Below are 17,243 nucleotides of genomic sequence, written 5' to 3'. Positions count from 1 at the left end.
CTGTGCCTGGACGACCATCGTCGGAGCGCCGCCCGGGGCAAGCTCGCTCCTACAGGGGCTATCAGCTATCCAGCGCTTTGTACTTTTCGCGCAGGTGGTTACGAATCCACACTGCCGACAGGTTCAGGGTGGCAATCACCAGCACCAGCAGCAGCGCCGTGGCGTACACCAGCGGTCGCGCGGCTTCGACGTTCGGGCTCTGGAAGCCGACGTCATAAATGTGGAAGCCCAGGTGCATGATCTTCTGATCCAGGTGCAGGTACGGGTAGTTGCCGTCCAGCGGCAGCGACGGTGCCAGTTTCACCACCCCCACCAGCATCAGCGGCGCCACTTCACCCGCGGCGCGGGCCACGGCGAGGATCATGCCGGTCATCATTGCCGGGCTAGCCATCGGCAGGACAATTTTCCACAGGGTCTCAGCCTTGGTCGCGCCCAAGGCCAGGGAGCCTTCACGCACGGTGCGAGGGATCCGCGCCAGGCCTTCCTCGGTGGCCACGATCACCACCGGCACCGCCAGCAGCGCCAGGGTCAGCGAGGCCCAGAGCAGGCCCGGGGTGCCGAAGGTCGGCGCCGGCAAGGCTTCCGGGAAGAACAGCCGGTCAACCGAGCCGCCCAGTACATAGACGAAGAAGCCCAGGCCGAAGACCCCGTAAACGATGGCCGGAACACCCGCCAGGTTGTTCACGGCGATGCGGATCACCCGGGTCAGGGTGTTCTGCTTGGCGTATTCACGCAGGTATACCGCTGCCAGCACGCCAAATGGGGTAACGATCATCGCCATGATCAGGGTCATCATCACCGTACCGAAAATCGCCGGGAAGATCCCGCCTTCGGTGTTGGCTTCACGCGGATCGTCGCTCAGGAACTCCCAGACCTTGCTGAAGTAGAAGCCGATCTTGGTGAAGGTCCCCATCGCGTTCGGCTGGAAGGCATGAACCACCTTGCCGAGTTCGATTTCGAGTTCCTTGCCATTGGCATCACGGGCCGTGAGGCTGTCGCGATTGACCTGCGCATGCAGTTCGCCAAGGCGCTTTTCGATGTCCTGATAACGGGCATTCAGTTCAGCACGCTCAGACTCCATGTCTGCCTGTGCAGCAGCATCGAGGTTGCCGTCGAGCTCCAGTTTGCGACCGTGCAGACGAACGCGCTCCAGACCGGCGTTGATCGCGCCGATGTCGACTTTTTCCAGGGTCTTGAGCTGGGCTGCCAGCTGGCTGACCCGCTTGATTCGCGCTTGCAGCTCAGGCCATGCTGCCTCGCCTTCGGCGATGACCTTGCCGTCCTGTTTGACGTTGACCAGGTAACCGTAGAAATTGCCCCACTCACGGCGCTCGATAACCATCAGTTCCCGCGGTGTGGTCTGGTTGGTCAGCCACTCGCCGACGATCCAGGTGAAGTCACTGCCATTCAAGTCACGGTTGCCAACCTTGATCAGCTCGCGTGTCATGAACTCCGGACCCTCGTCGGGTACCGGCAGGCCAGCGCTTTTCAGGCGCTCGCGTGGCACTTCTTCTTTCTGCACCACTTCGCCAACCACGACATGGTTGGCCTGGCCCGGCACCTGGTACTGGGCCTGTATCAGGTCTGCCGGCCAGAAATGGCCCAGACCGCGCACGGCAATCACTGCCAGCAAGCCAATGGTCATGATGACCGCGATGGCCACCGCGCCACCGCTGATCCAGACGCCCGGGGCGCCGCTCTTGAACCATCCTTTCAGGGAGTTCTGTTTCACAGACTTCTACCTTTCTTAAAGCGACGAGTATTTCTTGCGCAGACGCTGACGAATCAGCTCCGCGAGGGTGTTCATGACGAAGGTGAACAACAGCAGTACCAGCGCCGAGAGGAACAGCACGCGGTAGTGACTGCCGCCGACTTCCGACTCCGGCATTTCCACCGCAACGTTGGCAGCCAGGGTACGCAGGCCTTCGAACAGGTTCATTTCCATGACCGGGGTGTTACCGGTAGCCATCAACACGATCATGGTTTCGCCGACCGCACGACCCATGCCGATCATCAGTGCCGAGAAGATGCCCGGGCTGGCGGTGAGGATTACCACGCGAGTCATGGTCTGCCACGGCGTGGCGCCAAGGGCCAGGGAGCCCAGGGTCAGGCCGCGGGGCACACTGAACACGGCATCTTCAGCGATCGAGTAGATGTTCGGGATAACCGCGAAGCCCATGGCCAAGCCAACCACCAGGGCGTTGCGCTGGTCGTAGGTGATACCCAGGTCATGGGAGATCCACATGCGCATGTCGCCGCCGAAGAACCAGGTTTCCATGTACGGGCTCATGTACAACGACAACCAACCCACAAACAGGATCACCGGGATCAGGATCGCGCTCTCCCAGCCGTCCGGCACTTTCAAGCGCAGGGACTCAGGCAGGCGACTGAAGGTGAACCCGGCCACCAGGATGCCGACCGGCATCAGCAACAGCAGGCTGAAGATCCCCGGCAGGTGCCCTTCGACGTACGGCGCCAAGAACAGACCGGCGAAGAAACCGAGGATCACCGTCGGCATCGCTTCCATCAGCTCGATCACTGGCTTGACCTTGCGACGCATGCCCGGAGCCATGAAGTAGGCGGTGTAGATCGCGGCGGCAACGGCCAACGGCGCGGCCAACAGCATGGCGTAGAACGCAGCCTTCAAGGTACCGAAGGTCAGCGGCGACAAGCTCAGCTTGGGTTCGAAGTCCGTGTTGGCGGCGGTCGATTGCCAGACGTATTTAGGTTCGTCGTAGTTTTCATACCAGACCTTATTCCACAACGCGCTCCACGAAACTTCCGGGTGCGGGTTGTCCAGCAGCAGCGGTTGCAGCTTGCCGCCCTGCTCCACGATCACACGGTTGGCCCGTGGCGACAGACCGAACAGCCCCTGGCCGTCGACCACCTGGTCCACCAGCAAGGTACGGTGGGCGGTGCTGTGGAATACGCCGAGCTTGCCGGACGCATCGAGGGCAACAAAACCTTTGCGGCGCTCTTCGGCGGTGATTTCAACGATCGGCGCAGACCCCATCTGGAAGGTGCGGATCTGCTTCAGGCGTTGTTCGCCATCCGGATCGCGGGCCATGAACCACTGGGCCAGGCCACCTTTGGAGTCACCGAAGATCAGCGAGATGCCGCCCACCAACTGAGTGCTGGCGGTGATCTCGGTCTCGCCGTTTTCGAGCAGTTTGTAACGGCCGTTGAGGCTGTTGTCGCGCAGGTTGAACACGTCGGCCTGGGCACGCCCGTTGACCACGTACAGCCACTGCTGACGCGGGTCGACGAAGATGTTCTTCACCGGCTCGGTCATCTGCGGTAGCTCGATGCGCTTCTGCTCGTTGGTGACCTCACCGGTCATCATGTTCTCTTCGCTGGTCAGCGACAGCACATGCAACTGGGCGCCGGTAGAGCCGGCAAGCAACAGGGTCGAATCCGTAGCGTTGAGGCTGACGTGCTCCAGCGCACCGCCCTGCTCGTTCAACACGATCGGCGTTTCGCCGTACGGATACTCGATGGCCGGCGAAATGGTTTTCTTGCCGTCCGGGTAGCTGACCTTATAGGTATGGCGGAACACCAGCGCCTGACCGTTGGACAGGCCCACGGCAACCAGCGGATGACCTGGCTGATCCTTGCCAATGGACGTCACGCTGACACCGGCCGGGATCGCCAGGTCAACACGGCGCAGTTCCGCGCCACTGTCGATATCGAAGAACAATGCCTGGCCCTTGTCGGAAACCCGCAGGGCGACCTGGTTCTGTTCTTCGAGGGAGATCATCAGCGGCTTGCCGGCGTCTTGCATCCAGGCCGGGGTGATCGCGTCCTTGCTGGTCAGCTCGGCGCCCTGGAACAGGGGCGCGACGACGTAGGCAAGGAAGAAAAAGATCAGCGTGATTGCGCCGAGCACGGCAAGGCCGCCGATGAGGACATACCAGCGGGTCAGGCGATCCTTGAGCGCGCGAATGCGACGCTTGCGTTGCAGCTCAGGCGTATTGAAATCAATTCGCTTGGGGGGATTAGTAGTCATGTTGGAATTGGCCAGATCATTCATGCGCACACCCTAGCGATCCTGTATGACAGAAAGATGACAATGCAGTGACGCGACAAATCCGCCTCCAGCGGGTACTGGCGGTGGATAGAGAATTAGAGGTGTGTGAGGGGCGACTCCTGCCGCCCCTCACGTGAGTCCGGAGATATCAAACCGGACTCAGGGTTTTACTTTTTTGCGACTTCAGTGCCACCTTCTTGCAGACCCAGGTCAGCCAGTGCCTTGGCGGCGACTTTGGCTGGCAGTGGGATGTAGCCGTCTTTCACTACAACTTCCTGGCCTTGCTTGGACAGAACCAGCTTCACGAACTCGGCTTCCAGCGGGGCCAGAGGCTTGTTCGGGGCCTTGTTGACGTACACGTAGAGGAAACGCGACAGCGGGTACTTGCCGTTCAGTGCGTTTTCTTCGGTGTCTTCGACGAACTCGGTGCTGCCTTTCTTGGCCAGGGCGACGGTCTTGACGCTAGCGGTCTTGTAACCGATGCCCGAGTAGCCAACGCCGTTCAGCGAAGAGCTGATCGACTGCACCACCGAGGCCGAGCCTGGTTGTTCGTTGACGTTTGGCTTGAAGTCGCCTTTGCACAGGGCTTCTTCCTTGAAGTAGCCGTAGGTGCCGGAAACCGAGTTACGACCGAACAGCTGGACCGGCTTGTTGGCCAAGTCGCCGGTCACACCCAGGTCACCCCAGGTCTTGACGTCGGTTTTGCTACCGCACAGGCGGGTCGAAGAGAAGATCGCGTCAACCTGCTCCATGGTCATGTGCTTGATCGGGTTGTCCTTGTGCACGAACACGGCCAGGGCATCCACGGCAACCGGAATGGCGGTCGGCTTGTAGCCGTACTTGGTTTCGAAGGCCTGCAGCTCGTTGTCCTTCATTTTACGGCTCATCGGGCCCAGGTTAGCGGTGCCTTCAGTCAGCGCGGGTGGCGCGGTGGAGGAACCGGCTGCCTGAATCTGGATGTTTACGTTCGGGTATTCTTTTTTGTAGTGCTCAGCCCACAGGGTCATGAGGTTGGCCAGGGTATCGGAGCCGACGCTGGACAGGTTGCCCGACACACCAGTGGTCTTGGTGTAGCTCGGGATCGCAGGATCAACAGCGGCAACTGCGTTGGCAGTCGCAACGCCAGCAGCGACAAAGGTCATTGCCGCCATCAAACGCTTCAGTTTCATGCCTTACTCCTGGTAATAGGGTGTGTTAAGTCGGGGCCAAGTATCGGCAGGCCGTGTGAACACTCTATGACTTGAATATGACAATTAGATGAAAGGCCAGCACTCGAAAAGCAGAAACACCAATACCTTGTAGCGCGGTTGACAAATCAATCATAAAATATATTCTTGTCAACCACGAGAGGAACTCATGATCAACGACCGAATTCACCGTGCTCGCCTACTGCGGGGTCTGTCCCTTGACGCTCTGGCGCTCCAGCTTGGTGACATTACCAAGCAAGGTTTGAGCAAGTACGAGAAAGGGTTAAGCACCCCTAATTCCGCCCGGTTGCTGCAAATGGCCAAGGTACTGCAGGTGAATCCTGAGTACTTCTTCCGTGCGGACGCTGTACCGCTCGCACCATTGGAGTTTCGCAAACTGGCGAAAATGCCCAAATACCGTCAGGTTCAGGTTGAAGAGCAGATTCGCGAACATCTCGAGCGCTATATCGCTTTGGAGGATTGCTTCGACCTAGTGGACATTCAGACTCCGGCCACCCCGGCGCAAATGCTACCGGTCTCCTCTATAGATGAAGCCGAACATGCCGCCGAGGCATTACGTGAGTTTTGGGGAATTGGTAGCGATCCGATTTCCAACCTGACCGAACAACTGGAAGAGCACAGCATCAAGGTAGCGATGCTCATGGGGCCGGATGACTTCGACGGGGCCTGCGCCGCCACCAGTGATGGGCGCCATGTCTTGATCGCGCTGAATGCCGAGCGTCCAGGTGAACGTATCCGCTTCACAGCGGCTCATGAGCTCGGCCATTGGGTCATGAAGTTGCCTGAAGCCATGTCCGAACGGGACAAGGAAAACTGCTGCCATCGTTTCGCGGGAGCCTTCCTCTACCCAGCCAAAGGGGTCACCAGCGATTTCGGTAGCCACCCTCGCTCACGGGTTCATCCCCGCGAACTGCTCATCGCTAAACGCCAGTATGGGATTTCTATGCACGCTGCGCTGCGCCGACTCAAGGACCTGAATCTGCTCAGCGACGGCGGTTACAAATCCCTCAGTATTCAATTCAGTGCAAATGGCTGGCGGAAGGTTGAGCCCGAGCCGATGCCCTGCAAGCCACCGCAGCGTTTCGAGTCGTTAGTGTTCTGGGGACTGGCGGAAGGGTTGATCACTAAATCCCGCGCAGCGGAACTTTTACGCAAACCAGTGAGCACACTTGATCCAAACTTCCTGGGCTCACTGGAGAGTGCATGACTCTGGTCTACATCAGCGATACGAATATCTGGATCGATTTCAGAAATGCTGGACTATTGGAGCAGATGTTCAAACTGCCGTTCTCTCTATGCTGTACGGATTTCGTACTGCATGAGCTCGAAGATTTCCCCCATGACGAATTGCTCGCTCATGGTTTGATTATTGAGTCCTTTGATGGGTCCGGAGTCGCCAAACTGTTCAGCCTCAAAGTCGAACACAACAAGCGCAGGAAACTGGCCGACCATTGTTGACCGGCGATGGCAAACTCAGACGCCAGGCTCAGCGAGATGGGGTACAAGTGTATGGCGCCCTCTGGTTACTCGACCTGATGGTCGAACATGAAGTCATTCTACCGGCACATGCTGCGCAAGCTTTGGACAACATGATTGAGCGCGGAGCGCGCTTACCGTCAGGTGAATGTGATGCAAGGCTTTCGCACTGGCGCAAGCCTTAGCAACTGACTGCTTATCGTTATCGCCCTTTCCTCCAGAGATAGCCCCCCACCACGATCCCCACGCCGCAGATGATCGCGACATAGTAGGCAGGCCCCATCGGGCTCTCCTTGAGCAGCAAGGTAACGACCATCGGGGTCAGGCCACCGAAGATCGCATAGGCCAGGTTGTAGGAGAACGACAGGCCGCTGAAGCGCACCACCGCCGGGAATGCCTTGACCATGACATAGGGCACGGCACCGATGGTGCCGACCAGCAGTCCGGTCAGGGAGTACATCGGGAACAGCCAGTCAGGGTGGTTGAACAGGCTGTGGTAGAAGGTCCACGAGCTCAACAGCAGCAAGCCGCTACCGAACACGAATACCCGACCGGCACCGAAACGGTCAGCCAGCGCACCAGACGCCACGCAGCCCAGGCTCAGGAATACGATCGCCAGGCTGTTGGCCTGCAGCGCCGTGGTCGCCGGGAAATGGTAGACCGTCTGCAGCACCGTGGGCGTCATCAGAATGACCACGATGATCCCCGCCGACAGCAGCCAGGTCAGCAGCATCGAGATGGCGATAGCGCCGCGATGGTCGCGCAGCACCGCACGCAACGGTACCTCTTCGGCCAGCGCCTTGCGCAGTTGCAGCTCGGCGAACACCGGGGTTTCGTGCAGCCAGCGGCGCAGGTAGACCGAAAACAGGCCAAATACACCGCCCAACAGGAACGGGATCCGCCAGGCGTAATCGGACACCTGCTCCGGGGTATAAATGCTGTTGATCGCCGTGGCGACCAGTGAGCCCAGCAGGATGCCCGCCGTGAGGCCCGACGTCAGCGTGCCGCAGGCGTAACCGATGTGCCGCCCGGGCACGTGTTCGGAAACGAATACCCAGGCACCCGGCACTTCACCACCAATGGCGGCGCCCTGAATCACCCGCATCAGCAACAGCAGGATGGGGGCCCACATGCCAATCTGCGCGTACGTGGGCAGCAGGCCCATGATCAAGGTCGGAACGGCCATCATGAAAATGCTCAACGTGAACATTTTCTTGCGCCCCAACAGGTCGCCGAAGTGCGCCATGACGATGCCGCCCAATGGGCGCGCCAGGTAACCGGCAGCAAAAATGCCGAAGGTCTGCATCAAGCGCAGCCACTCGGGCATGTCCGCCGGAAAGAACAGCTTCCCGACGACCGTGGCGAAAAACACGAAGATAATGAAGTCGTAAAACTCCAGCGCACCGCCCAGGGCGGAAAGCGACAGAGTCTTGTAATCGTTGCGGGTCAAGGGACGTGCGGGTTGCGCGGGTGTCGCTATGCTCGATGGCGCTGTGATCATGGCAAGGGCTTCTCTTCTTATAGTCAGATCTGCAACCCCAACAACGCTGGCAGGGGCTTGGGCAGGTTTGGCACGATAGCAAATTGTTCGAAAAAGCACATGGAAGCGCGTATTTGACGGTCAAAATGAGAACCGGACGGTCGTCGCGCGGTCTACCGCTCGATATACTCGCAGTCTGTAATACCTCGGAAGGGGTTGCTGTGCGAAGACGCTGCTGGCTCTACCAGCCGATTTCGCAGAGTTTCCCCCTAGTTCGCCTTATGGAAAACGTGACGAACGTAGTATGTTCGGGGCTGAATCGTTTTTCCTGGAGACGGCTATTCACCTGAAGTACCAACGAAGAGTCACGGGTCAGAGGCACCCCCGGCATGATAGAACTCGAACAAGAAGATCCGATTCCGCAAGGCGACCTGGCCCTGCAAATCACCGCACTTCCTCGTGAAACCAACGGCTTTGGCGATATTTTCGGCGGCTGGCTGGTATCACAGATGGACCTGGCCGGCACGGCAATGGCCAGCAAAGTGGCCGGTGGTCGCGTGGCCACGGTCGCCATTGATCGCATGGCCTTCCTGGTCCCTGTCGCCGTGGGCGCTCAGCTATCCTTTTATACCCAGGCACTGGATATCGGTCGCAGCTCGATTCAGATGATGGTCGAGGTCTGGAGCGACGATCCATTGTCCAGCGAGTGGCGCAAAGTAACGGAAGCGGTGTTTGTGTTCGTCGCCATTGATGGCAGCGGCCGTACCCGTTCGGTTCCGCCCAGGGCTCGTTGAACCTGGGAAGCGTAAAACCCGGCGGCCGTTTTGCGGTCCATTGCCGTCATTGATCCTGAACGAGATGTGCATCATGCCTACGCCCAATGTTGAAACAGTGAAACTGGACGATCTGAATTGCTGGCGTATTCGCCACGGTCAGGCCGAACTACTGGTGGCACAGCAAGGCGCGCACATCCTTAGCTATCAACTGGCCGGGCAACCGCCACTGATCTGGCTCAATGACGAGGCGGTGTTCAAGACGGGCAAAAGCATCCGCGCCGGCGTACCGGTGTGCTGGCCGTGGTTTGGCAATCTGGACCGCAACCCGCCCAGCGTGCAGGCGATGCGCGTGAGCGAGCAACCTGCTACGGCCCACGGGCTGGTGCGGGCGATGGACTGGGAGCTGGGCGCCATAGAAGCCGAAGGCGAAGCCCTGAACGTCGAATTCCTCCTGCCCTGCCCCGAAGGCGGCTTGCCGGGCTGGCCCCACCAGGTTGATTTGACGCTGAGCATTCGTCTGGATGAACAGTTGCACATCAACCTGACCAGTCTCAATCGCGGCGCCGACCAAGTGAGCATCAGCCAGGCGCTGCACAGCTACTTCGCGGTCAGCGATGTGCGCAACGTGCATGTCGAAGGGCTGGACGGGCTGAGCTACATCGAAACCCTGGATAACTGGAATACTGTCACTCAATCCGGCGACCTGCATTTTACCGGCGAGACTGACCGTATCTACCTCGATACCCCGCCGACGCTGAGCATTGTCGACCCCGCTTGGGAGCGGCGCATCGAGCTGACCAGCAACGGTTCGCGCTCGGCGGTGATCTGGAACCCGTGGACCGAGCGCGCGGCGGCATTCAGCGACATGGCGGATGATGGCTGGCAGCGCATGCTGTGCATCGAGACCGCCAATGTGATGGATGACATCGTGACCCTGGCACCGGGAGCGAGTCATACCCTGGGCGTGAGCATCGGCAGCCAGCCGCTCTGATAGCGCAACAGCCATGTGGGTGCGAGTAAGCCCGCCCCCACATCTGAATACCTACAGATCCGCTTCCTGCACCACCCGCACCTGCGCCGCATCCAGCGCATAGGCTGCATCGGCCAGATCGTTGCTGACCGCCTCGATCTTCAGCGTTCCGGTCACCCACAGCGGCGTGTAGATGTCGTCCAGCTTCAACCCCTTGGGATAGCGCACCAGCACCAGCTGATTGGGGGGGGGTGGCGGCACATGGATGCAGGCGCCCGGGTACGGCACCAGGAAGAACAGCGTACTGCGGCCCTTGCCATCGGTTTCCAGCGGCACGGGATAGCCGCCGAGACGGATGTGCTTGTCGTTCATCGAGGCCACGGTGTTGCTTGAATACATCACCGCCGGCAGGCCCTTGCTTTGCTTCAGGCCACCCTTGTCGGTAAAGGTGCCAGTGGCTTCAGGGGAGTCGTGGTCGATCTCGGGCATGGCTTCGAGAGCCTTCTGGTCCGACTTGGGCATCAGCTCAAGCCAGTCGGTTTCTGGCAGTTCGCCAGCGTGGGCAAGGCCTGTGCCCAGCAATACAAGAGTCAGCAGAAGACGGCGCATGAAAGTGCTCGGTAAGAAGGGACGGTCAATCGCCGAGCATTCTAGCCCGCCCCGCCTGCGCGGCAGAGAGGGCTTTGTCGCTTGAATCAGTTCTTTTTCACCAGGCCGTAGATCACCAGCAACACCACCGCGCCCACCAGGGCACCGATAAAGCCTGCGCCTTGACCCGCCTGGTAGAGGCCGAGCGCCTGACCGCCGTAGGTAGCCGCCAGAGAGCCACCGATACCGAGCAGGATGGTCATGATCCAGCCCATGCTGTCATCACCCGGTTTCAGGAAACGAGCCAGCAGGCCCACGATCAATCCGATGAAGATGGTTCCAATAATTCCCATGGCGCTTCCCTCTGAGTGAAATGGATTGCTCAAAGCCTAGCCAGACTTTGGCATCCTGCCATCAGAGGGTGGTGGTCACCGAAGGTTCCCACCGGGCCTGTGGATTATTGCTCGGCGATGAGCGCTTCGACCTTGAGGATCTGCCGCTCCAGCGTGGCCTTGTCGGCACAGCGCAAGTTGGCGTGACCGACCTTGCGGCCGACCTTGAACGCCTTGCCATAGTGGTGCAGATGGCAATCGCTGATGGCGACGACCTGCTCAACCGGCGGCACCACGCCGATGAAGTTGAGCATGGCGCTCTCGCCCACCTTGGCGGTCGAACCCAACGGCAGGCCGGCAACGGCGCGCAGGTGGTTTTCGAACTGGCTGCACTCGGCGCCTTCGGTGGTCCAGTGCCCGGAGTTGTGGACACGCGGGGCGATTTCGTTGGCCTTGAGGCCACCGTCGACTTCAAAGAACTCGAACGCCATCACGCCCACATACTCCAGTTGCTTGAGCACGCGGCTGGAGTAATCTTCGGCCAGGGCTTGCAACGGGTGGTCTGTGCTGGCCACGGACAGCTTGAGAATGCCGCTGTCGTGGGTGTTGTGCACCAGAGGGTAGAACTTCGTCTCGCCATCGCGAGCGCGCACGGCAATCAGCGACACTTCACCGGTGAAGGGCACGAAGCCTTCCAGCAAGCAGGCGACACTGCCCAGCTCGGCGAAGGTGCCCACAACGTCTTCTGCGCTGCGTAGAACCTTCTGGCCCTTGCCGTCGTAACCCAGGGTACGGGTTTTCAGCACGGCCGGCAGACCGATGGCGGCAACGGCTTCGTCCAGGTCGGCTTGCGACTGGATGTCGGCAAAGGCCGGGGTCGGAATGCCCAGCTCCTTGAACATGCTCTTCTCGAACCAGCGATCGCGAGCGATGCGCAGCGCTTCGGCGCTCGGGTACACCGGGACGAATTGCGACAGAAAGGCCACGGTTTCAGCCGGGACGCTTTCGAATTCGAAGGTCACCAAATCGACTTCGTCCGCCAGTTGACGCAGGTGATCCTGATCGCCGTAATCGGCCCGCAGGTGCTCACCCAGCGCCGCTGCGCAGGCATCCGGTGCGGGGTCCAGGAAAGCGAAGTTCATGCCCAGCGGAGTCCCCGCCAGGGCCAGCATGCGACCTAACTGGCCGCCACCGATTACACCGATCTTCATCGTCAACAACCTCAGGCGATGCGTGGGTCTGGATTGTCCAGAACGCTGTCTGTCTGTTCAGCACGGAAGGTCTTGAGCACCGCGTGGAACTGCGGATGCTTGGCACCAAGGATACTCGCCGACAGCAGGGCGGCGTTGATCGCACCGGCCTTGCCGATGGCCAGGGTGGCAACCGGAATGCCCGCAGGCATCTGCACGATAGAGAGCAGCGAATCGACACCCGAGAGCATCGACGACTGCACCGGAACGCCCAGTACCGGCAGGTGGGTCTTGGCCGCACACATGCCTGGCAGGTGGGCCGCGCCACCGGCACCGGCGATGATCACCTCGATGCCACGCGACTCGGCCTCTTCGGCGTACTGGAACAGCAGGTCCGGGGTGCGGTGGGCCGAGACCACTTTCACCTCGTAAGGGATGCCGAGCTTTTCCAGCATATCGGCGGTGTGGCTAAGGGTGGACCAATCGGACTTGGAGCCCATGATCACGCCAACCAGTGCACTCATCGTCGCGCCTCTTCTCTCTGGGCGCCCGCAGGCGCGTCAAAAAACAACAAGCCACGCAGAATGCGTGGCTTGATTGTACGAATTATGGCCAGACAAGCCGGCCGAAGGCCGCGCAGTATACCGTAATACCGCAGATAAACAGCCCCCTGCGCGACCATCTGTCATACGGCTCCAAGTGCCGGTTTTATTGACTTCAAGGTCAGCAGACAGGTGCCCGACGGCGAGGCCGGAAACTCATGTATTCGGGACTCCCTGCGCCGCGCCGCCCTCGAGCTTGCGCCACAACAACCGCACATTGGCCTTGCGCACCAGCGCACAGCGATACAGGCGGATCTCCAGCGGCACATGCCACTGCGGTCCGCCACAGACCACCAGCTCACCGCGCGCCAGTTCAGCCCGCGCACTCAGTTGTGGCACCCATGCGATCCCCAGCCCTTCCAACGCCATGCTCTTCAGGCTGTCGGCCATCGCCGTTTCATAGACGGTGGTGAAGCGCAGGGCGCGCTGGCGCAGCAGCATGTTCACCGAGCGCCCCAGAAACGCGCCGGCACTGTAGGCCAGCAACGGCACGCTGGCCTCGCCTTCGAGGTCGAACAGCGGCTTGCCGTCGGCATCGGCTGCGCACACCGGGAGCATTTCGGTATGGCCCAGGTGCAGCGACGGGAAAATCTCCGGGTCCATTTGCAGAGCGGCGTCCGGGTCATAGAACGCCAGCATCAGGTCGCAACCGCCTTCGCGCAGCGCATGCACGGCGTCGCCCACGTTGGTGGCGACCAATCGCGTGGCAATGTTCAGGCCCTCGTTGCGCAGTTGCGCGATCCAGCGCGGAAAGAAGCCCAGGGCCAGCGAGTGGGCGGCCGCAACTTGCATCACCTCCCCTTGTCCGCCTTCCAGGTGATGCAGGTGGCGCAACACTTCGCCCAGCTGTTCGACCACCGTGCGTGCCGTTACCAGGAACAGTTGCCCGGCGGCCGTGAGTTCGATGGGCGTGCGTGAACGGTTGACCAGCGTCAGCCCCAACGCAGCCTCGAGGCTACGGATCCGCCGGCTGAAGGCCGGTTGGGTCACGAAGCGCCGTTCGGCGGCCTGCGAGAAACTACGGGTGGCGGCCAGGGCACTAAAGTCCTCAAGCCATTTGCTTTCCAGATTCATCACGTCCTCCCGGACACGCACCAATTTAGGTCACACGTTCGTCGCGCACACGGCGTCACATGGGCATTATGCCGAATATGCATAGGCCAGTGCTTAACAGCATTGGCCCAAAATTCTCCACAAGCCTAGCATTCACAGCGTTCCGGCACAGACCGGGTCCATATCGAGATGATTTCTATCATGTCCTCCGCTGCATCTTTCCGCACAGAAAAAGACCTGCTTGGCGTACTCGACGTACCGGCTCAAGCGTATTACGGCATCCAGACCCTGCGAGCGGTGAATAACTTCCGTCTCTCCGGCGTTCCGATTTCGCATTACCCGAAGCTGGTAGTGGGCCTGGCGATGGTCAAGCAGGCTGCTGCCGACGCCAACCGTGAACTGGGTCACCTCAGCGAAGCCAAGCACGCTGCCATCAGCGAAGCCTGTGCCCGTCTGATCCGCGGCGATTTCCACGAAGAGTTCGTGGTGGACATGATTCAAGGCGGCGCTGGTACTTCAACCAACATGAATGCCAACGAAGTCATCGCCAACATCGCGCTGGAGGCCATGGGTCACCAGAAAGGCGAATACCAGTACCTGCACCCGAACAACGACGTGAACATGGCGCAGTCGACCAACGACGCCTACCCGACGGCCATCCGCCTGGGTCTGCTGTTGGGTCACGACGCCCTGCTCGCCAGCCTCGACAGCCTGATCCAGTCGTTCGCCGCCAAAGGTGAAGAATTCGGCCACGTCCTGAAGATGGGTCGTACCCAGCTGCAAGACGCCGTGCCGATGACCCTTGGCCAGGAATTCCGCGCCTTCGCCACCACCCTGGGTGAAGACCTGGCACGCCTGAAGTCGCTGGCTCCTGAACTGCTGACCGAAGTGAACCTGGGCGGTACCGCGATCGGCACCGGCATCAACGCCGACCCGCGTTACCAGCACCTGGCCGTTGAACGCCTGGCGCTGATCAGCGGTCAACCGCTGGTACCCGCTGCCGACCTGATCGAAGCCACTTCCGACATGGGCGCCTTCGTGCTGTTCTCCGGCATGCTCAAGCGCACCGCGGTCAAGCTGTCGAAGATCTGCAACGACTTGCGCCTGCTGTCCAGCGGTCCACGTACCGGCATCAATGAAATCAACCTGCCAGCGCGTCAGCCAGGCAGCTCGATCATGCCAGGCAAGGTCAACCCGGTTATTCCGGAAGCCGTTAACCAGGTGGCCTTCCAGATCATCGGTAACGACCTGGCCCTGACCATCGCGGCCGAAGGCGGCCAGCTGCAACTGAACGTGATGGAACCGTTGATCGCCTTCAAGATCTTCGACTCGATCCGCCTGCTGCAACGCGCCATGGACATGCTGCGCGAGCACTGCATCGTCGGCATCACCGCCAACGAAGCCCGCTGCCGCGAACTGGTCGAGCACTCGATCGGCCTGGTCACTGCGCTGAACCCGTACATCGGCTATGAAAACGCCACCCGCATCGCCCGTATCGCCCTTGAAAGCGGCCGCGGCGTGCTGGAACTGGTACGCGAAGAAGGCTTGCTCGACGAAGAAATGCTCGCCGACATCCTGCGTCCGGAAAACATGATTGCCCCGCGTCTGGTGCCTTTGAAGGCCTGACGCCCGCTCTTTCAACGAAGAGCCACCGCTCACCAGGTCGAGGGACTAGACACCTCTCACCTTTTGAGGGCCCGGAGATCATTCTCCAGGCCCTTTTTTTTGGATTTTTTGCAACGACACGGAACCTGTGGGAGCGAGTTCGCCCGCTCCGACAAGAGCCTGACCCCGAAAAGGTCAGGTGCTTCAAAGGACTCGTTTCGGCACCCGCACCACAACAGTGCAGACGGACGGCGCCCCGATAGGTATAGTGCCGCCCCTCTTCGCATGAGCGGTCGTCGGTAGCGAGACCCCAAGCCATGCGAAACCCGAACTAATAACAAACCCGCGAAAGGAAGCCGGGACGACCTCCGTCTCGCCTGTTGTGCCGTGCGCAAACGGGTGTAACGCGATGTGTCTGCCTGGCCAGCATTTGCCTACACAAAAAACAGCGAGGAATACTCCATGCTCGAAGTCATTAACGACTTCCTCTCAGGGAAAGTACTGATCGTGCTCATTGTCGGGCTCGGTAGCTACTTCACGATCCGCTCGCGTTTCGTTCAATTGCGTCACTTCTTCCACATGTTCGCGGTGTTCCGCGACAGCCTCAAGAGCAGCGCCGGCCAACTCAGCTCCTTCCAGGCCCTGATGCTCAGCCTCGCCGGGCGCGTGGGTGCGGGCAACATTGCCGGGGTCGGTATCGCCGTGACCCTCGGTGGCCCGGGCGCCGTATTCTGGATGTGGGTGACCGCGCTGGTCGGCATGTCCAGCAGCTTCTTCGAGTGCTCCCTCGGCCAGCTCTACAAGCGCTGCGATTCCGAAGGCCTGTACCGTGGCGGCCCGTCCTATTACATCCAGCACGGCCTGCAGAAACGCTGGCTGGGCATGATCATGGCGTTCCTGCTGCTGATCACCTTCGGCTTCGCCTTCAACGGCCTGCAAGCCCACGCCGTGACCCACTCGCTGAACAATGCCTTCGGCCTGGACACCACCTACACCGGTATCGGCCTAGCCGTGTTGCTGGGGCTGGTATTCATCGGCGGCATCAAACGCATCGCGGGCATCGCTGACCTGCTGGTCCCGGTCAAGACTCTGGCCTACATCGCCGTGACCATCTACGTGATCGTGCTGCAATTCGACCAGGTGCCGGGCATGCTGATGACCATCGTCAAAAGCGCCTTCGGTCTGGACCAGGCCTTCGGCGGCCTGATCGGCAGTGCCATCATCATGGGCGTGAAACGCGGCGTGTTCGCCAACGAAGCAGGCCTTGGCAGTGCGCCAAACGTGGCCGCCGTGGCACAGGTCGAGCACCCGGTTGCACAGGGCGTGGTCCAGGCGTTCAGCGTGTTCCTCGACACCTTCGTGATCTGCACCTGCACCGCGTTGCTGATTCTGCTATCGGGCTTCTACACCCCGGGTTTCGAAGGTGACGGCATTGCCCTGACCCAGAACTCCCTGGCTGCCGTGGTCGGCGAGTGGGGCCGGATGTTCATCTCCGTGGCGCTGGCGCTGTTCGTGTTCACCTCGATCCTCTACAACTACTACTTGGGCGAAAGCAACCTGCGCTTCCTGATCGGCGACAACCGCAAGGCGCTGATTGGCTACCGCGCCCTGGTACTGGTGCTGATCTTCTGGGGTGCCATCGAGAACCTCAGCACAGTGTTTGCCTTCGCCGACATCACCATGACGATGCTGGCGTTCGTCAACCTGATCGCGCTGTTCCTGCTGTTCAATATCGGCATGCGCATCCTGCGTGACTACGATGACCAGCGTGCAGCCGGCATCAAGACCCCCGTGTTCGATTCCAGCAAATTCCCGGACCTGGACCTGGACCGCAAAGCCTGGCCGGCCAACCCGCCAGCCGCCGCTAATACTCAGGCCAAGGCTCAAGCTGAACCGCAAGGCGACACCGCAGCGCAACGCTGATCGGTATAAAACC

At 60.4% G+C, this 17,243-nt stretch carries 15 protein-coding genes; 6 read left to right on the top strand and 9 right to left on the bottom strand.

Annotation, left to right across the window (positions count from 1 at the left end; all coding sequences use genetic code 11):
• Positions 1-61: 61 nt before the first annotated feature.
• The 3 genes from pstA to CKW07_RS17575 all read right to left on the bottom strand — a co-directional run bounded on the left by pstA (position 62) and on the right by CKW07_RS17575 (position 5,196).
• Positions 62-1,732 carry a phosphate ABC transporter permease PstA gene (gene pstA, locus CKW07_RS17585; protein ID WP_095146292.1) on the bottom strand — a complete coding sequence of 557 codons (1,671 nt, stop codon included), beginning with the start codon at positions 1,730-1,732 and terminating at the stop codon, positions 62-64.
• A 15-nt stretch (positions 1,733-1,747) separates the two neighbouring features.
• Complete coding sequence (locus tag CKW07_RS17580) at positions 1,748-3,781, bottom strand: ABC transporter permease subunit (RefSeq protein ID WP_176465334.1); 2,034 nt, start codon at positions 3,779-3,781, stop codon at positions 1,748-1,750.
• Between the two features lie 413 nt (positions 3,782-4,194).
• Entirely contained in the window at positions 4,195-5,196 is a 1,002-nt protein-coding gene (locus tag CKW07_RS17575) for a phosphate ABC transporter substrate-binding protein PstS (protein WP_095146290.1), read from the bottom strand.
• Between the two features lie 187 nt (positions 5,197-5,383).
• On the opposite strand from CKW07_RS17575, the gene CKW07_RS17570 reads away from it, so the two are divergent.
• Positions 5,384-6,442: a helix-turn-helix domain-containing protein gene (locus CKW07_RS17570; protein WP_095146289.1), complete on the top strand. Its 1,059-nt coding sequence runs from the start codon at positions 5,384-5,386 to the stop codon at positions 6,440-6,442.
• On the top strand, positions 6,439-6,693 hold the full coding sequence (locus CKW07_RS25750) for a hypothetical protein (protein ID WP_256577061.1): 255 nt from the start codon (positions 6,439-6,441) through the stop codon (positions 6,691-6,693). The genes CKW07_RS17570 and CKW07_RS25750 overlap by 4 nt, the downstream gene beginning before the upstream one ends.
• A 220-nt stretch (positions 6,694-6,913) precedes the next feature.
• On the opposite strand, the gene CKW07_RS17560 is transcribed toward CKW07_RS25750, so the two are convergent.
• On the bottom strand, positions 6,914-8,212 hold the full coding sequence (locus CKW07_RS17560) for an MFS transporter (RefSeq protein ID WP_095146288.1): 1,299 nt from the start codon (positions 8,210-8,212) through the stop codon (positions 6,914-6,916).
• A gap of 368 nt (positions 8,213-8,580) precedes the next feature.
• On the opposite strand from CKW07_RS17560, the gene CKW07_RS17555 reads away from it, so the two are divergent.
• Positions 8,581-8,985 carry an acyl-CoA thioesterase gene (locus tag CKW07_RS17555; protein WP_095146287.1) on the top strand — a complete coding sequence of 135 codons (405 nt, stop codon included), beginning with the start codon at positions 8,581-8,583 and terminating at the stop codon, positions 8,983-8,985.
• A gap of 73 nt (positions 8,986-9,058) precedes the next feature.
• Positions 9,059-9,958 carry a D-hexose-6-phosphate mutarotase gene (locus CKW07_RS17550; RefSeq protein ID WP_095146325.1) on the top strand — a complete coding sequence of 300 codons (900 nt, stop codon included), beginning with the start codon at positions 9,059-9,061 and terminating at the stop codon, positions 9,956-9,958.
• A gap of 51 nt (positions 9,959-10,009) precedes the next feature.
• On the opposite strand, the gene CKW07_RS17545 is transcribed toward CKW07_RS17550, so the two are convergent.
• From CKW07_RS17545 to CKW07_RS17525, 5 genes are all read right to left on the bottom strand, one after another.
• Positions 10,010-10,546: a DUF3299 domain-containing protein gene (locus CKW07_RS17545; protein WP_095146286.1), complete on the bottom strand. Its 537-nt coding sequence runs from the start codon at positions 10,544-10,546 to the stop codon at positions 10,010-10,012.
• Positions 10,547-10,632: 86 nt separating this feature from the next.
• Positions 10,633-10,878, bottom strand: coding sequence for a GlsB/YeaQ/YmgE family stress response membrane protein (locus tag CKW07_RS17540; RefSeq protein WP_095146285.1), 246 nt, complete (start codon positions 10,876-10,878; stop codon positions 10,633-10,635).
• Positions 10,879-10,982: 104 nt separating this feature from the next.
• Positions 10,983-12,068 carry a 5-(carboxyamino)imidazole ribonucleotide synthase gene (locus CKW07_RS17535; RefSeq protein WP_095146284.1) on the bottom strand — a complete coding sequence of 362 codons (1,086 nt, stop codon included), beginning with the start codon at positions 12,066-12,068 and terminating at the stop codon, positions 10,983-10,985.
• An 11-nt stretch (positions 12,069-12,079) separates the two neighbouring features.
• Entirely contained in the window at positions 12,080-12,571 is a 492-nt protein-coding gene (gene purE, locus CKW07_RS17530; protein WP_095081226.1) for a 5-(carboxyamino)imidazole ribonucleotide mutase, read from the bottom strand.
• Between the two features lie 234 nt (positions 12,572-12,805).
• Positions 12,806-13,723, bottom strand: coding sequence for a LysR substrate-binding domain-containing protein (locus tag CKW07_RS17525; protein WP_095146283.1), 918 nt, complete (start codon positions 13,721-13,723; stop codon positions 12,806-12,808).
• A gap of 180 nt (positions 13,724-13,903) precedes the next feature.
• On the opposite strand from CKW07_RS17525, the gene aspA reads away from it, so the two are divergent.
• The gene (gene aspA / locus CKW07_RS17520) at positions 13,904-15,328 is read left to right on the top strand and encodes an aspartate ammonia-lyase (RefSeq protein WP_095146282.1); all 1,425 of its coding nucleotides are present in this window, start codon (positions 13,904-13,906) and stop codon (positions 15,326-15,328) included.
• Positions 15,329-15,769: 441 nt separating this feature from the next.
• Positions 15,770-17,230 (top strand): sodium:alanine symporter family protein, encoded by a 1,461-nt coding sequence (locus CKW07_RS17515; RefSeq protein ID WP_095146281.1) that lies wholly within the window; start codon positions 15,770-15,772, stop codon positions 17,228-17,230.
• Positions 17,231-17,243 lie beyond the last annotated feature (13 nt).

The sequence above is a fragment of the Pseudomonas sp. Irchel s3b6 genome (assembly GCF_900187415.1).
Lineage (GTDB): Bacteria > Pseudomonadota > Gammaproteobacteria > Pseudomonadales > Pseudomonadaceae > Aquipseudomonas.
The sequence above is the reverse complement of the archived record's forward strand: the minus strand, read 5'-3'. Positions and strand labels throughout refer to the sequence as shown.

What these genes read in the sequence shown, in the direction of transcription:
- CKW07_RS17525 (WP_095146283.1), bottom strand. Translation starts at nt 13,723, where the DNA reads ATGAATCTGGAAAGCAAATGGCTTGAGGACTTTAGTGCCCTGGCCGCC.
- aspA (WP_095146282.1), top strand. Translation starts at nt 13,904, where the DNA reads ATGTCCTCCGCTGCATCTTTCCGCACAGAAAAAGACCTGCTTGGCGTA.
- CKW07_RS17540 (WP_095146285.1), bottom strand. Translation starts at nt 10,878, where the DNA reads ATGGGAATTATTGGAACCATCTTCATCGGATTGATCGTGGGCCTGCTG.
- CKW07_RS25750 (WP_256577061.1), top strand. Translation starts at nt 6,439, where the DNA reads ATGACTCTGGTCTACATCAGCGATACGAATATCTGGATCGATTTCAGA.
- CKW07_RS17535 (WP_095146284.1), bottom strand. Translation starts at nt 12,068, where the DNA reads ATGAAGATCGGTGTAATCGGTGGCGGCCAGTTAGGTCGCATGCTGGCC.
- CKW07_RS17570 (WP_095146289.1), top strand. Translation starts at nt 5,384, where the DNA reads ATGATCAACGACCGAATTCACCGTGCTCGCCTACTGCGGGGTCTGTCC.
- CKW07_RS17580 (WP_176465334.1), bottom strand. Translation starts at nt 3,781, where the DNA reads ATGCAAGACGCCGGCAAGCCGCTGATGATCTCCCTCGAAGAACAGAAC.
- CKW07_RS17550 (WP_095146325.1), top strand. Translation starts at nt 9,059, where the DNA reads ATGCCTACGCCCAATGTTGAAACAGTGAAACTGGACGATCTGAATTGC.
- CKW07_RS17575 (WP_095146290.1), bottom strand. Translation starts at nt 5,196, where the DNA reads ATGAAACTGAAGCGTTTGATGGCGGCAATGACCTTTGTCGCTGCTGGC.
- CKW07_RS17515 (WP_095146281.1), top strand. Translation starts at nt 15,770, where the DNA reads ATGCTCGAAGTCATTAACGACTTCCTCTCAGGGAAAGTACTGATCGTG.
- CKW07_RS17555 (WP_095146287.1), top strand. Translation starts at nt 8,581, where the DNA reads ATGATAGAACTCGAACAAGAAGATCCGATTCCGCAAGGCGACCTGGCC.
- purE (WP_095081226.1), bottom strand. Translation starts at nt 12,571, where the DNA reads ATGAGTGCACTGGTTGGCGTGATCATGGGCTCCAAGTCCGATTGGTCC.
- CKW07_RS17560 (WP_095146288.1), bottom strand. Translation starts at nt 8,212, where the DNA reads ATGATCACAGCGCCATCGAGCATAGCGACACCCGCGCAACCCGCACGT.
- CKW07_RS17545 (WP_095146286.1), bottom strand. Translation starts at nt 10,546, where the DNA reads ATGCGCCGTCTTCTGCTGACTCTTGTATTGCTGGGCACAGGCCTTGCC.